This is a genomic window from Winogradskyella epiphytica, assembly GCF_003217215.1.
Classification (GTDB): domain Bacteria; phylum Bacteroidota; class Bacteroidia; order Flavobacteriales; family Flavobacteriaceae; genus Winogradskyella; species Winogradskyella epiphytica.
The window spans coordinates 31,434-47,960 of record NZ_QJTD01000010.1; the positions used below are offsets into that span (position 1 = coordinate 31,434).

The following is a 16,527-nucleotide window of genomic DNA, read 5'->3' on the forward strand; positions in this document are numbered from 1 at the left end:
AAGTTACGTTATTATTCCCACTCAATGGTTGCGGGTGGTTTTGAGCTGATATCATAGACTACTCTATTCACACCTTTCACCTTGTTAATTATTTCATTAGACGTTTTCTGTAAAAACTCATAAGGTAAATTTACCCAATCGGCCGTCATTCCGTCTGTACTCTCTACAGCTCTTAAAGCTACACATTTTTCATAGGTCCGTTCATCGCCCATAACACCTACACTATTCACTGGTAATAAAATAGCACCGGCTTGCCATACTTTATCGTATAATCCCCAAGATCGTAAATTATTAATAAATATAAAATCAACTTCTTGTAATATACGTACTTTTTCAGCCGTTAGGTCTCCAAGAATTCTGATGGCCAATCCTGGACCTGGAAATGGATGACGCCCTAATAATTGGCTATCCATATTCATAGAAGCCCCAACCCGTCTTACTTCATCTTTAAATAAGGCTTTTAATGGCTCTACGACTTTCAGCTTCATAAAATCAGGTAATCCTCCGACATTATGATGACTTTTAATAGTGGCACTTGGACCTCCTGTTGCTGAAACACTTTCGATAACATCGGGATAAATTGTTCCTTGCGCTAACCATTTTACATCTTGTATAAGATGTGCTTCATCATCAAAAACTTCAATAAACACACGACCAATGGCTTTTCTTTTTTCCTCTGGATCGCTCAATCCTGCTAAGGCATCCAAAAAGCGTGCCGAAGCATCAACACCTTTAACATTAAGGCCCATACCTTCATATTGATTGAGGACATCTTCGAACTCATTTTTACGTAATAAGCCATTATTTACGAAGATACAGTAAAGGTTTTTACCAATAGCTTTATGTAATAACATGGCCGCTACGGATGAATCTACTCCTCCTGACAATCCTAAAACGACTTTATCGTTTCCTAATTGTGTTTGTAAAGTTTCAACGGTTTCTTCCACAAAAGATTGTGGCGTCCAGTCTTGTTCTACTTCTGCAATTTTAATAAGGAAATTATTTAAAAGTTGATGTCCATCTGTAGAATGGTACACTTCAGGGTGAAATTGGATCGCGTAAGTTTGCTCACCTTCAATTTTATATGCGGCATTTTCTACATCAGTGGTACTTGCTAAAAGCACCCCTCCTGCAGGCAATTTTTTAATGGTATCGCTATGGCTCATCCAAACTTGGCTACCTTGGTGAATGTTTTCGAAGAAAACTTCATCAGATTTAATAAAATCCAAGTTGGCTCTTCCGTACTCCCTTGTGTTTGATTCTGCCACTTCGCCACCAGAAAAATGGGCTAAATATTGTGCTCCATAGCAAACGGCAAGTATTGGTTTTTTTCCTCTGATACCTTCTAAGTTAGGATGAAGCACGGCTTCTCCTCTAACTGAGTTTGGACTACCAGATAAAATAACCGCTTTAAAGCTATCTGAATCTGAAGGAATTTTATTGTAAGGATGAATCTCACAATAAATGTTTAACTCTCTAACTCTACGCGCAATAAGCTGTGTGTATTGCGACCCGAAATCTAATATAAGTACTTTGTTGTGTTGCATGCGCAAAAATAGTAATTGATTTTAGATTTTTGATTAACCTTTATCAAATTTTGATTCACAATTATCAAGATATTGTCAACAGCAGTCCTCTTAATTATGGTTATACTAAAGAGAATCTATTATTTATTACCTCATGGCGAATTATAAACTCTAAACAAAAAAAAAAAGCTGCTCTAATTGTAGAACAGCTTTTCTTTATGTCATTTGTTTCATTAGTTATTTAAATAATAAGCTTTTGAGTTTTACTCTGCATACCATTAAACACTTTTACTATATAAACTCCCGTTCCAATCATAGAAATATCGATGGTGTTTTGCACGTCTCTATCATTCAAAACCGAACTTAAAACCAATCGACCCTGCGTATCGTAAAGATTCACTTTTGTTGACGCTTTTAATTGTCCATTTACATGTAAGCGTTTTGGATTAGATTCTGCATAAATTTGCAGAATATCTAAATCATTTTGCCCCACTCCTAATGTCGTATTAGAATAATGAAGGTAAAAACGACCTGTACCATTTAAATTTAATGTAGGTGTAAACACATACTCGGTCTCATTTAACAACGTAAATGTATTCTCTAATCTATCCTCTAAATATATAGTTGTATTTTCAGGATATGACGACATATCACTAATTCCTATTGTTAATTCTACCGCTGCAGGTGCATTAACCCCTAGAGGCACTATTACTCCTGTTAGGTCTTCATAAGGCAGGGATTGAATTGATAAGTCTAATCCTGTATTATCTTCTACTAAGTTGGAAAATATAGAAAATTCTGCTGCACTATCCATAAAAGAACCAGCATCATAGCCTGCATCTAAGCCTCGTGTTGTACCTTCTATAAAGTAGATTTGTGTGCTACGCTCTTTAGCCTCACTATTTAAGTATAGTTTTGTAGATGCAAAATTTGAATTAGACGCTCTTCCTAAAATAAAATCATCTGAAGATCCTGTTGTACGCATTGCCAGTGTAAAGCTTACATTAGCCCCACCTACTTTTGACTTCACAAAGAACCCTTGCCCAGGTGTGATTGAACTATTAATATTATTATCTAATATGGTTGCTGAATTCCATGTGGTCCACTCGCCCGAATTCCCAGTATAACCGTAGATGGCTTGAAACGCTCCATCTGAACGTAAAGCAGATTTATTTACTTCAAAAAACGATTCGAAATCGAGATAAGATGGATAAGGATTCCCAATTAGGTTCCAAGCAAAACCGGCAGCTGCATCTGTTATTGCAATAGTGACCTCTCCAGTTGGAACATCTCCTGTAAATATTAAGTTACTTCCATCTATAGTAGCCGCTCTATATCCTTCTCCTGAAGTCAATACTGTAGCCTCATTAGCTGTAGCTCTGACATCATAGTTTTGGTAGGCTGCTTCCGCCGTATTATAAGGTGCAAAAGCCCTAATATCTCCAGATGGCGCTAAAATTGATTCATTCTCTGTTGCAAATGGTCCAAATTCTATATTCGCCAATGGGGCAGAAATTAAATCATTACCTCCACCAGTGGAAGTTCCAATTGCGTTTGTATATCGCTCATACTTTACAGTCCCTTCAATATTACCATTAAGGATTAAACTTGAATACGTCATTGAGTTGGACTGTAAGGTTGTGGTTTTGGCGGATAATGTTGCCCCTGAAGCTATAGTAAGTGAAGCACCAGGCGCTACGGTAAGGTTGTCAATAGATAGATTATCAGCTAACACCAAATCTCCTGAAGCGATAGTCACAGTGTCGTTTGATGTGGCTATATCAATAGGGGATTCCGGTGACCAAGTGTCGTCTGTATAAGTATAAGTTTCTTTTGGGTCTACATCAATTTGTATGGTTTTGGTGCATTGAATTACAACTCGTAATTCTGCAGCAGTTGCATAGCTTGCACCCGTGTCTGAATATGTTTCAGTTGCAACTAATCTTACGTATCGGCCACTTTTAATACTACCGTTAAAATCTGCTACTCTTTCCACATCACCAGGCGCTGATGAAGTAGATTGCCCCCAGTCACCGCTAGCTATAAGATTTTCTGGTGATGTAGTTACAGGAGTAGTATTGCTTACATAAATTTGATACTTCTCAATAATTCCATTTGGATATTGATCTGTACGACGTCTATATTGAAATCCAGACACATTAAATACCGCACCTAAATCCAATTCTATATAATGGGGTGTTGATAAATTTTCTTGGCTATACTGCGTATGCCATCTAGTCCCGTTATTATCATCTATGGCGTAAACTGCCGCACCTTCATCCGCGTTTTGTATTTCTTGACTCGAATAACCTGATATACTAAGTTCACCCTGTCCTTTTAGTGTTTTTCCGAGAGTGGTTTCTAGTGTATAAACTCCTGCCTGTGCAATGGAAATATTACTAATAACATTATTGTCTACAGTAATTCCTTGACTATTTTTAATCGTATAATTGCTTAAGTCTAAATTACTAAACAGAGTGATATTTTCACCTTCTCCAACAGTCACAGTTGTGGCGTTATTAACTCTAGCTCCGTCGTTAATTTGATAGGCTATTTGTACATCATCACAAGTTTGAGCAATTGGCACAACACCTACACAATTGCAGTTCGCATCCAAGACATCATTAATAGTATTAGCATCACCATCATCACAGGTCTGCCCTTCCTGAGGACACTGCGGAGAGCTATAGGTTTCTGTGTTGTTAGAAAAAACATTTTGTGCTATCAAAAGTGATAAAGCAAGTAGAATGGGTAATTTTAGTTTTATTTCGAAATTGATAAAAATTAGTATGTATTAATTGGTGGTTACCTTAGCTTTTATATCTTCCTCTGTATAACCGTCTAAATTGTGGTTATACCTAGGGTTTCATTACTTCATGTTTCATCCTTAATTGTAACTAGATTGATCATTATAAGAAATCACCAAAAAAGGTTATAATCAAGTGAGTGCTACAAAAGTAAACAGAATTCTTACAAATTCAACCATAGATTATAGACAAAGTAACAATATTTTCGACGAACTACAGGGCACAAACCCTACACCCCGAATTATCAGTTGTTTAGGTGAATAAAAAAAATCATATTAACTGCTTCAATAAACATTAACTCTGATTTAAATAAAAATTCTTCAAATAGTTATACCACCGTATTCTTTCTTTACTTCAATCCATCACAATTCGGCTAACACAAGCAGTCATCTTATTAAAATAAAAAAAGGAGTAAAAACCTTTCAGTTTCTACTCCTTTTTCATTTTAAATTATTTGGAAGGTCAATATTCCTCCTCGTCAATTAACTTGTTCTAATCAAGTTAGGACAAGCACTATTTAATTATTAGTTTTTGTGTTTTCACTTGATTATCATTAAATACTTTAGCAAAGTACACACCAGTTCCTATTCTGGAAATATCAACGGTATTTAACACCTGGTACTGATCTAACTTTTGAGTTAAAACCACTCTACCATGTATATCGTATAGATTGATGGTTGATGCTGCTGTTAATTCACCTTTCACCACTAAAGATTTTGGATTTGCTGTAGTATATATTCTTAAGTTGTCTAACTCTATTTGACCTACTGACAATACCGTATTGGTATAATGAAGATAGAAACGCCCAGTACCATTTAAATCTAGAATTGGTGTAAATACATACTCCGTCTCGTTTAACAAGGTGAATGTATTTTCAAGTCTATCCTCTAGATATATATTTGTGTTTTCCGGATATGTAGACAAATCACTAATGCCTATCGTCAATTCAACCGCTGCAGGTGCATTTACGCCTAAAGGAACAATGACATCTGATAAGTCTTCATAAGGCAAGGATTGGATGGATAAGTCTTCTCCAGTATTATCATCTACTAAGTTTGAGTATATAGAAAATTCTGCAGCATTATCCATAAAAGAACTAGCGTCATAGCCTGCATCTAAGCCTCGTGTTGTACCTTCTATAAAGTAGATTTGTGTACTACTTATACTAGCCCCACTGTTTAAATAGAGTTTTGTAGATGCAAAATTTGCATTTGAAGCCCTTCCTAAGATGAAATCATCGGAAGACCCTATTTTACGCATTGTTGGCTTAAAGCTCACTACTGCTCCATCTGTTTTTGACTTCACAAAGAAAGCTTGTCCAGGCGTTAATAAATTATTGATACTAGGGTCTGCAATGGTTGCATAATTCCATGTCGTCCATTCGCCAGAATTCCCGGTATAACCGTAGATAGCTTGAAACGCTCCTCCTGATTGGAATTTTTCATGATTATCATCAAAAAACTCACTAAAATCGAGATAAGATGGATAAGGGTTCCCAATAAGATTCCAAGCATAACCAGCAGCTGCATCTGTTATTCCTATAGTGACCTCTCCAGTTGGAACATCTCCTGTAAATATTAAATTGCTTCCATCAGTAGTAGCTGCTCTATATCCAACTCCCGAAGCCAATTCTGTAGTCGCATTAGCTGTGACATTATAATTCTGGTAGGCTCCTGCCGAGGTATTATAGGGCGCAAAGGCTCTAATATCACCAGATGCTGCTAAATTTGATGCATTCTCTGCTGCAAACGGTCCAAATTCTATATTCGCTAATGGGGCAGAAATTAAATCATTTCCTCCACCAGCAGAAGTTCCAATAACGTTTGTATATCGCTCATATTTCACAATACCTTCGATAGTACCGTCTAGGATTAAATTTGAATAAGATTCAGACGTTGAGGTTAAAGTCGTCGTGTTTGCGGTCATAGTTACCCCCGTATTTATCGTTAGTGTCGCTCCAGGATTAACGGTAATATCATCACAAACAGTATTACTTGAAATAATAGCTTCGCCTGTATTTATGACTATAGAATCATAAATATTAGAAATACCTGTAGGATCTTCTGGCGACCATCCATTATCATAAGTGTATAAAACGCCATCAGGACTATCACAACCTATTAATTCTATTTCGGATAACTGTGTCATTCCGAGATTGCCTAGATTCTTGGTAATTTCCAGTCTATATATTGTATACGGTGTAGAATTGTCAAATCTAAAACTTCGGGATAAATATCGGCTAGGAAACACTTCATTAGCCCAACTTCCTAATTCTGTAAATGCCCCACCATTAGATCCTAAGATTTTAAAATTTTCCGGATCTCTATCAGGAACATCATTTGCACTTGTAATTATTAATTCAGTGACCAATTTTGGATCATTAAACTCTATAGAGATATAACTAGGGTTGGCCTCGGTTGGAACACCAGCATTATCTAACCACTTACTAAAGTCACCTGCTGTGTTTTTATTATCAAAAGCTTTAAACCTATTTTCTGCTTCATTTATTTCACCGCTAGCCAGAATGGTACCTGTACCAACCGGATCCGTATGATCTACTATAGTCCCATTACAATACAATAGGTCTTTAAAGCCCCATTTAAAATAATCTGAACTGTTAATAGGGTTGGTCACAATATTGGCACCTGCATTATCTGAATCGCCCTCTATTCCGAGATATAGGCCATTGACTTTGCTTCGTATGGCATAGGTGCCATCACCAAGATATTCAAAAGAAAACAGTTGTGCATCTGTACCATTTTCATCATGCTGTATAAGCTCAGTTCCAGGATCCTGACCTGCATATTCGACATCCACATTTTTATTACTGTGAACAGCTTTGATCGTATAATAATTTCCTCCAGCTGGTTCAACAATAAATTGTTGATTCTCTGTCAAATTATTTGGCCACTGAATAACATTAACAAAATTATCTAGAGAAGCATCGAAAATATCCATGACCAAGTTACTACCCACATTGGTTATGGTATAGGTAGACGCCGGAAGTGAAGATCCTTCGTAAACCGTTATTTGAGCAGAATCTGTAAACGATCCTTCTACTGTGGTTGCCGTTATAGTTACAGTTCCTTCATTAATACCAGTCACTACACCTACCGAATTAACAATAGCAATTGATTCATCGCTAGACGACCAAATAACATCTTGCACTGTTGCATTTTCGGGTAAAACAGAGGCCGTTAACATGTAAGTTTCATCAATAAAAACCGATGCTGTTTCTGGTGTTACAGCGACTCCTGTTACTGGCTCATATAGTAAGTCTGTGAAGCCCCATTTAAAGAAATCAGAACCGTCATTTTCATAAGTTTTTATACTTCCTCCATTGACTAGAGAGTTATTTTCTATACCTAAATAAAGATTATTCGCCTTGCTCTTTATAGCATATTGATTATTACCTAGATATTCAAAACTAAATAATTGAGCGTCTGTGCCGTTTTCCTGATATTGAATCACATTAGTTCCCGGTTGCTGACCTTGAGCTTCTACATCGATATTTTTATTACTATGCACGGCTTTTAGTGTATAATAAATACCTCCAGCTGATTCAATTATAAATTTTTGGTTATCACCGCCACCATAAGTCCATTGATGAACATCTGCCAGGTTTGCTTGTGAGACCCCATTTATATCCATTACCAAACCACTTCCTACATTTGTTACTATATAGGTAGAATTGCGAATTGTAGGATCTTCATAATTAGGGTCTAATTGATTGATCCACTCGTAGACGAGGTCTACACCTGCTTGATCCATGACATTTTTTGCAATTGGCGGCATAGCAATAGATTGGTCTACACTCTCTGTTCTATGATAAAGAATTGAGTTATCGGCATCGCCTGCAATCACTATTCGCTCACCGGGAACACCAATAGGTGTATTAGTCCCCGCATACATTAGCCCAGTTTCAACCAAGCTGTTAGACAGTCTCAAATCAAATTGCGCACGCTCTCCGGTTCCTCCTGGTCTGTGACAATAGGCACAGTTTAGATCTAAATAAGACCTTGCCTTTTCATCTAAGGTGGCATTAGGATCGTCTAAAGCTTTATAGGTCTGATAACCTAAGACTGTATTGTCGTCAATAGTTTCATCTAATATCCCAATATGACTTAAGGTCACCAACTGATTGGCTTCTAAGCCAGTGGTAGGATAGCTTATCTCTGAGTTTAAATACCTAGTTCTTGGGCCCAATGTTCCTTTTGTTGCAGGATTATGACAAGAGATACAATCGGGATTTCCTGGGTAAGTCCAGGTTTGGTTTCTTGTAGAGCCATCGGTTTGAGTAATTTGAATATTTTCCTCTAAACGAGAATCTAATAAGACGGCATCGGTTTCATCTTCATTCCATTTATAAGTTAAGAAGTAAAAATGCCCCGTACTTGCCTTAATAGAAAATCTAGTTTCCAAACGTTTTGTGATACTTGGATCTGATTCGTCTATCAGCATTTCAAAATGCTTTATAAGCACAGAACCTACTGGAAATTCCCAATCACCGTCTTCTGAAAAACTAATTTTTTCTTGTGGGGTATCATGTGTACCGTCATTAGGTATGACCATCCAGCGCTTTTTTTCAGCACCGTCTGACCAAAAAGACTCAATTAAATCGTATGGTATGACACCGGGATTAGGTGTCAAGGTTTCTAAATCTTGAAACGCACCTGTTTCTGAAAGTAATTGAGGTGCAGAATCATGTGGCGATTCATTAACTTGGGTTAATCGGTATAAGAAAACACCGTCTCCTTGACTTAATAAATAAAGTTCTCCATTTCCATCTTCACCGAAGGACATGATATCTGTTGGCGAGAATGAGGTTATAAGTTCATATTCTCCAGTATTGATATCTACCGACCAAATCTCTTCACCATAACCGTAGTCTGCACATATGTATTTACCATATAAATCTGGCATACTCGTTCCACGATACACATAACCACCTATTATAGCATTTGCTTCTGAACGCGGGAAAGCTACCAAAGGTCCTTCATGTGGCATATTGTTATACATATCGCCACAGTTATCTCCAGGTCCCGTCACATAGCCTTCGTACATAGGCCATCCATAATTTTTACCGGGCTTGACCACGTTAATTTCCTCATGTGTATTTTCTCCAACTTCACCAATATAGAAAACACCTGTTTCTGTATCTTTAGTCATTCTATGAGGGTTTCTATGTCCCAAAGTATAATACTCTTCAAAAACACTCCCTGACGGATCCACAAAAGGATTGTCATTAGGAATATAATAACCCACACCAGAAATTTCATCTGCAAAACGCCCCGTATCCAAGGTTCTAATTGGAGGATGACTTAAGGCTGGATTTTGATTGACATCAATACGAAGTACGCCTCCGTCTAAGTTGGTACTTATATCCTGTGGCTTCATGTAAGCCGACTGCTCTCCAGTAGTTAAATATAAAAAGCCATCATTGCCAAAATCCATAGAACCACCACGGTGTGTACAGCTAAACATTCTTAGCTTAATCATGGTTAATTCAGAGTTTACATCAAGATCGAAGGTTACCGGATCCACTTCATAACGTCTCAGATAAAGAAAGCCTCCCCAATAATCCTCTCTATAACAACCAAATCCAGTTGAAAAAGAATTGGGTAAATCATTACCTAGACTATCCTTAGAAGTGTAATAAGTGTAAAAATAATTATTACCTGGCGTTCCAAACTCGGGATGAATAGCTAAACCTAAGAATCCACCATCCCATACCATTCCTACTCTATCCGACAGATCTGCCATAAGATTTTTAGAAGTGACTGTTTCATCGTTATCAAACCAATAAATTTCCCCATTACGTTGTCCTACAACTAGAACATTGCTATTAGGTACATTAGCAAATGTTAAAGGAGAATCAAAGGTTAAATTTGGAAATGCCGGCCTATAAGGTTGCGCGGATAATGTTAGATCAGGGAAGTTACTATTTAGAAATTCGCCTACAGGAACTGCTGTAGTTAGTCCTGGTCCAAAAAAATAGGGTGCGACACTTAAAATAGTAAAAATCGATAATCCTAAAAATACAAGTAGTAACTTGATTCTTTTGATAGAATAAAACATTGTAGATTGAATTTAATTAATAGCGTTATAAATAAAAGCAAATTTTGTTCAATAAATGTCTTATCACGCCAACTTGCTTTTTTTTTCGACAAAACATCTATTATTCGAAAAACTAACTACTTAGCCCCCTGTAAATGATCATTTTTATGTCGATTTGTATCTTAATAATTTTAAAATCTAAATTTCTGAATGAAAGTAGCTATAAGGATGTTGTTATTTAACTTATAATCCTACTTAGGTTTAACGCAAAAAAAAGGCTGCCCAAACTAGAGCAGCCTTATTTCATTGCTTATTTTATGTGCTTATTTTATAATAAGTTTTTGTGTTTTTACCTGACTATCATTGTAAATTTTCACAATATACACCCCTGTCCCGATGGCTGAAATATCAACAGAGTTTAGGTTATCAAAATGGTTTAAAGGCTGGTCTATAACTAAGCGTCCTTGTATATCAAATAAATTAAGACTTGTCGCTTCGTTTAACTCCCCTTTTACGTTTAACAACTTTGGATTTGAAGTCGTATATACATGTAAACTATCGAATTCACTTTGTCTAATAGACAATACTGAATTTGAATAGTGCAGATAAAAACGTCCTGTTCCACTTAAGCTCGACTCAGAAGTAAACCCATATTCTGCCTCGTTCAACAAGGTGAGTGTGTTTTCAAGAGTATCTTCTAAGTAAACATTTGTATGCTCTGGTAAAGATGATATATCATCAATTCCTATAATTAACTCTATCCCAGCTTCAGCATTCACTCCTAAAGGCACCACTACACTAGCTAAATCTTCAAAAGGTAAAGTTTGAATAGACATATCTACTCCTGTATTTTCTTCTACTAGATTTGAGAATATACTAAACGCTGCCGCGCTTCCTTTAAAAGAGGCTGCGTCATACCCCACATCCAATCCTCTTGATGTTCCCTCAATAAAATAGATTTGTGTAGTACTCGAAATGTTAGCTGTTTTTAGGTATATTTTACTAGATCCAAAATTAGAATTAGGGGATCTTCCTTGAATAAAATCATCGGATGATCCGGTGCGACGCATAGTTGTAGTATAATTTACTGAACCACCACCATCTTTAGATTTCACGAAGAAACCTTGACCAGGAGCAATCAAGTTATTAATATCAGGATCGGCGATAGTTGCCCAATTCCAAGTTGTCCATTCTCCACCAGTTCCCTTATATCCGTAAATAGCTTGAAATAGGTTACCCTGAGCAAACTGACCTGAATTCTCAGTAAAGAAGTCATTAAAATCTAAATAAGATGGATAAGGGTTTCCTATAAGATTCCATGAAAACCCTGCGGCTTCGTCAACAATTTGAACATTAGAAATATCGTTGGTAGGTACATCACCCTTAAACGTTAGTGTTCCTCCATCCGGATCCGTAGTCGCTGCTCTATAACCAATTCCTGATTCTAGAGGAATAGCCTCTTGACGATATGGGCCAATATCCATATTCTCATATGCTCCATTTGCTACATTATAAGGTGCGAATGCATACACTCCAAAATCACTAGGATGCTGTGGTAAATTTGGATTTATATCTGTAAAATCAAAATCAAATACTGCATTCTCTACAGGAGAAGACACCAAATCATTACCACCGCCTGCAGAGGTGCCAAGTTTATTTACAAAGAGCTTATAATTAAGTTCTCCAACGACATTAGCATCATTAACAATTAAACTAGAATAAGAGTCTGAAACAGAATTCAAAGTAATGGTATTCGCTGTTAAGTTCGCATTTGAACTTAATACAACAGCTGCACCAGGATGAACGATGAGCTCATCACAAAATGTATCTGTAGTAACTTCAACTTCGCCATCATTTATTACAATAGTATCTATTAATGTGGCTACTCCGTTTGTAGGGTTGCCATTCGCATCCCAGTCTCCATTGATATAAGTATATGTAATCGGATTTTCAATATTAACTTGAATCGTCTTAACACATTGGTTTTTTGGAGTTAGAGCCCTTATTTCTGCCGCTGAGGCCCAAGCCTGATTAGCCCCTTCCCGAGTGGCTACCAAACGAATATATCGCCCTTGCTTTTCTGGAAAATTGACGGTTTTCAAGTCGTGATTATACGCCCATTCACCGTCCTCTGCAGATGTGGCCACGGCATCACCCCAATCTGTCGCGCTACTACTAACATAGATTTCATAACCCGCAATTGTCCCGTTTAATTCAGCATCTTGTCTCGGCAAATAATCCAGACCCATAACTGTTGTTTCTGCACCTAAATCAATTTGAATCTCATGAGGATAAGGTTCATTATGCGTACCCCATTCTGTATGCCAAATTGTATTTGGATCTCCATCCGTAGCGTTTACAGCTGGCGCAAATTCATCTATAATCTCTTCACTATCTACATAAACCACCGCTGGCGTAGCCCTGATCACACTTAGTTCGGCTGCTGAGGCCCAAGGCTGCCCCGCTACCGCTGGATTTATAGCTACGAATCGAAGGTATCTTCCTTCCGTTGCAGGAAAAGTTACTGTTTGTGCGTTTAGATTATTTCCTCCTGTTCCTGTTCCAACCACACTCCCCCAATCTGAGGTTGAATCGCTAATATAAATCGCAAAATCACCTATTCTTCCATTTTGATTGTTTTGTCTAGGCAAGTAAGTAAATCCATTTAAGACCGATCCTTCACCTAAATCTAAAACCATTTCGTGTGGATAACCTGGATCTGTTGTTTGTCCACCATACTCCCACTCCGTATGCCAATAAGTATCAGGATTTCCATCTAGCGCATTTAATGCCCCAGCTGCCTCATTAGTGAGCTCTTCCGAACTTACCGAGATGAGCATTGGATCTACTTGAAACTGAAATTCCAAAGAACTATTAATCGTATAAAGACCTGCATCAGCATTAGTAATTCCATTAATTTCATTAGCATTTAAAATGCTACCATCTGGTGCTCTTACAGTATAATCTACAGAGTTAGAATTAAGATATAAACCCAAATCATCACCTTCATTAAGCGTTATTTCTGAAGCGCCGCTATTGCTTTCTCCGTTAATCTCATAAACAATTTCTAAATCTTCGCATGAACTACCGTCTACAACGATACCTAATTCATTATTATAAATCGTTTGAATTTCCTCTGCAGTAAGAGCAATATCATATAATTTAAATTTATCCATTTTTCCGTCTAACTCATCCGTAATACCACTACTATTTCCATAGCCTACTACTGGAGCTGGACGTCTGTCATAAAAGCCAGATAAGGTAAATGTATTATATATTGGCTCGGCTGTATTAATTTGGAGATTCCCCGTTACTACATCACTACAAATTTGTTGACCATTGACATAAAGTCTTGCCACTTCTCCATCATAAGTTCCCACAAGATGCTCCCATTCGCCAGGGTTATACTCGCCGGTATAACAACTTGCTGCTCCTCCATTATCTGTAAAAAACTCCAATTTATAGAGTGAATTATGATAACCAAAAAAGAAGGAGGCATAATCATGTGCAAATATGGCAACATTGGGTATTTCCCCATTTTCTGGAATGACACTTCCCGTATTTCTATTAACCCAAGCCATAACGGTAATTTGGTCGGTTAGTGCGGCTAGTGAAGGTGAGGTTGGTATTTCAACTATAGTATTAGACGTAAATTCCATACCATCCATTTCAAGGGCATTCCCTGAAAAACCATCTTGCGTCCAATATTCCGTACTAAGTGGTATTGGATTCCCATTATCATCTCTTTCTTTAATTTCACCATTATTACCTCTACCTGAAGTATCTGTTATAAATGCGTTGCTTCCTTCAAAAAACTCAAATTCAACAATTAAGTTATCCCCTTGAACCCTTGCCTCTGGTGGTCCAACTAGAACCGTTTCAGACATACTAGGAGTACCGTCTGCATTCAATGCGAATAACATATAATACCCTGGAGGCATTAAGTTCGCATCAGGCATATCTATTAAGAAGGCCCCATTCGATTCTGTATATGTGACAGGAATTCTACGTTGTTCATTGTTCACACTATGTGTTGCCGAAGACATTCGTACAAAAGCGAATTCAGTCACATCAGCGGATGCCGTAACTGGTAAAATATTCTCATAAAATGCATTATCTGGAGCATTTAATGTTGGACGAACTGCTAAATCGCCATTACTATCGAATAAATAAGGTGGGCTGAAGATTTCTGCATCCGGATGGTTGGCGCCACCTACAGGACAGTTTCCACAGAGTCCACCTCCACCAATAAATACACGACCATCATTTAACAAAATACCAGCACTGTGATACGTTCTAGGTATCTGCATACTAGCCAAGGTTGTAAACGAATTGGTGTCTGGATTATACATTTCTGCAGACAAATGAGCGCCCACATCAGAAAACACATCAGAGGTATTCATTCCACCTAAAATTAATACTTCTCCATTAGGAAGCACTACGCTAGTGACGTATATTCTTCCATAGGCCAATTCATTACTTGTTGGAACTACAGTAACGTTATTTTCATCATTAAAGTCAATCACATAACCATTTGTGTTGCTTATATCGCCACCATCATAGGACCCGTTACCACCTACTTTTAGAAGTTTTCCAATATCGAACATCACTGTATTTCCATTCATGGACGATTTATCATCCCCTCTTTGGCCAATGACTTCAAAAGACCCATCACCAGATACATCAAACCAATGCATAGTTTCCCCTGGTCCAGCATGAAATATTTTTCCATTTGGTGCAGCCCATAACCAAGCGTGGTTATCTAATCTAAATTCTCCTTCAGGCTCTCTGTTACTATCTTCTGCATTCCAAAGTAGTTCTCCTTGTAATCCATTAAGTACGCGCCATCCAGATTCTTCTGTCCATAGCTCGGCGGTTCTGCCTCCGTAAGCTCCTCCACTCCACGATCCACCAATAGTAAATGCAGATCCATCAGCTAAGGTTACAGCTCCTTGATAACCACGTGGAATATTCATATCATCCGCTCTAGTCCATAAATCCAATTTCGGATCATAAATACTTGCACGTTCACTTGAACTTCCTCCAGTAGCCATAATTCTACCGTCTGCCAAATTATTAATCCCTGGACAGAACATGTCATGGTTGGTCTGCGTTCTTGTTCTTGGCAATACATCGCCATCTGATCCAATAGTCGGATCAAATATTTGCGTAAATGTGTATCCGTCAGCGCCTCCAAAATTATCATGATATTTAGAAGACCATGTCAGTAATTTACCATCTGGTAAATTAGCAACAGCGACCGGCACTATGTCAAAGGAAATAGGATCACTCCATTGTCCTTCCATTTCCGGGTTTTGTGAAAAACTTTTAAAGCTAAATAGAATTAGCAGAATAAAAAGATTAGTAAAGTTAGAATTACTCATAATAGCAAAAGTTGAGTTAGTAATTTAAATTACGGTTGGAATTGATTGAAAATAAAATGGCCCTTACGTCCATTTTTGCACAATTAACATAAATTATTCTAAGCTCAACTTTTTTTGAGACCAACGGCTGTTTTTTTCGTCTAACTTTCTTTAACAGCTAAAACAAGAGGCTGCAAACCAATTCATTATGAGACACTTATGAATCTACAATTCATAGTTGTGAAACTTCTTATTGAATATATTCGTTGAATGTTTATTGGTTCTCTAATGCGTTATTAACTTGCGAAGTTGTAAATTTTTTATGAAGTTATTTTAAGTCATACTGTCTAATATCATCTGAATATCGCGTTGTGTAGTATCAGGATTAATGAAGCAGAAGCGTGAAACCGTTTCAAAATTATCTCCATTTTTCCATTTTGTGGGAGTCACTAAAGCGAAGCCTTTTCTGTGATTTTCATAAGTCCAATTGGTATAATCCTCAGGCTGCCATCCTTTTCTTCTGTATAAGACGCAAGATAAGCTAGGCTCTCTAACCAATTCTAAATCTGGATGTGCTTCAATCATTTTCCCTGCAATTTGAGCAAGTTCTAAACCGCGTTCTACAGCTTGCTTATAACGATCTGTTCCGTGAGTAGCTAATGAAAACCAAAGCGGTAAGTCCGAATTCAATAACTTAACGCAACAAATCAAAATTTTAGATTTGTTGTATGAATACAAAAAAGCATAAACGATTATCACTTAAGGAACGTGTTA

4 protein-coding genes and 1 pseudogene are annotated in these 16,527 nt (G+C 37.4%); all 5 read right to left on the reverse strand.

All coding sequences use genetic code 11. The features are described 5' to 3' along the window. Positions 1-11: 11 nt before the first annotated feature. Entirely contained in the window at positions 12-1,547 is a 1,536-nt protein-coding gene (gene guaA, locus DFQ11_RS14100) for a glutamine-hydrolyzing GMP synthase (protein WP_110476525.1), read from the reverse strand. Positions 1,548-1,767: 220 nt separating this feature from the next. After that, positions 1,768-4,254, reverse strand: coding sequence for a discoidin domain-containing protein (locus DFQ11_RS14110; protein ID WP_110476527.1), 2,487 nt, complete (start codon positions 4,252-4,254; stop codon positions 1,768-1,770). A 592-nt stretch (positions 4,255-4,846) separates the two neighbouring features. Then, a complete protein-coding gene (locus DFQ11_RS14115) occupies positions 4,847-10,411 on the reverse strand; it encodes an RICIN domain-containing protein (RefSeq protein ID WP_110476528.1) in 5,565 nt (1,854 codons plus the stop codon). A 302-nt stretch (positions 10,412-10,713) separates the two neighbouring features. Next, positions 10,714-15,774, reverse strand: coding sequence for a discoidin domain-containing protein (locus DFQ11_RS14120; RefSeq protein ID WP_110476529.1), 5,061 nt, complete (start codon positions 15,772-15,774; stop codon positions 10,714-10,716). A gap of 312 nt (positions 15,775-16,086) precedes the next feature. Beyond that, positions 16,087-16,431, reverse strand: a pseudogene (locus DFQ11_RS14125) (aspartate aminotransferase family protein); the annotation flags it as partial. Between the last annotated feature and the right edge of the window lie 96 nt (positions 16,432-16,527).

Bases quoted from the DNA above. Each gene is read 5' to 3' on its own strand.
- guaA (WP_110476525.1), bottom strand. From the start codon at position 1,547: ATGCAACACAACAAAGTACTTATATTAGATTTCGGGTCGCAATACACA.
- DFQ11_RS14120 (WP_110476529.1), bottom strand. From the start codon at position 15,774: ATGAGTAATTCTAACTTTACTAATCTTTTTATTCTGCTAATTCTATTT.
- DFQ11_RS14115 (WP_110476528.1), bottom strand. From the start codon at position 10,411: ATGTTTTATTCTATCAAAAGAATCAAGTTACTACTTGTATTTTTAGGA.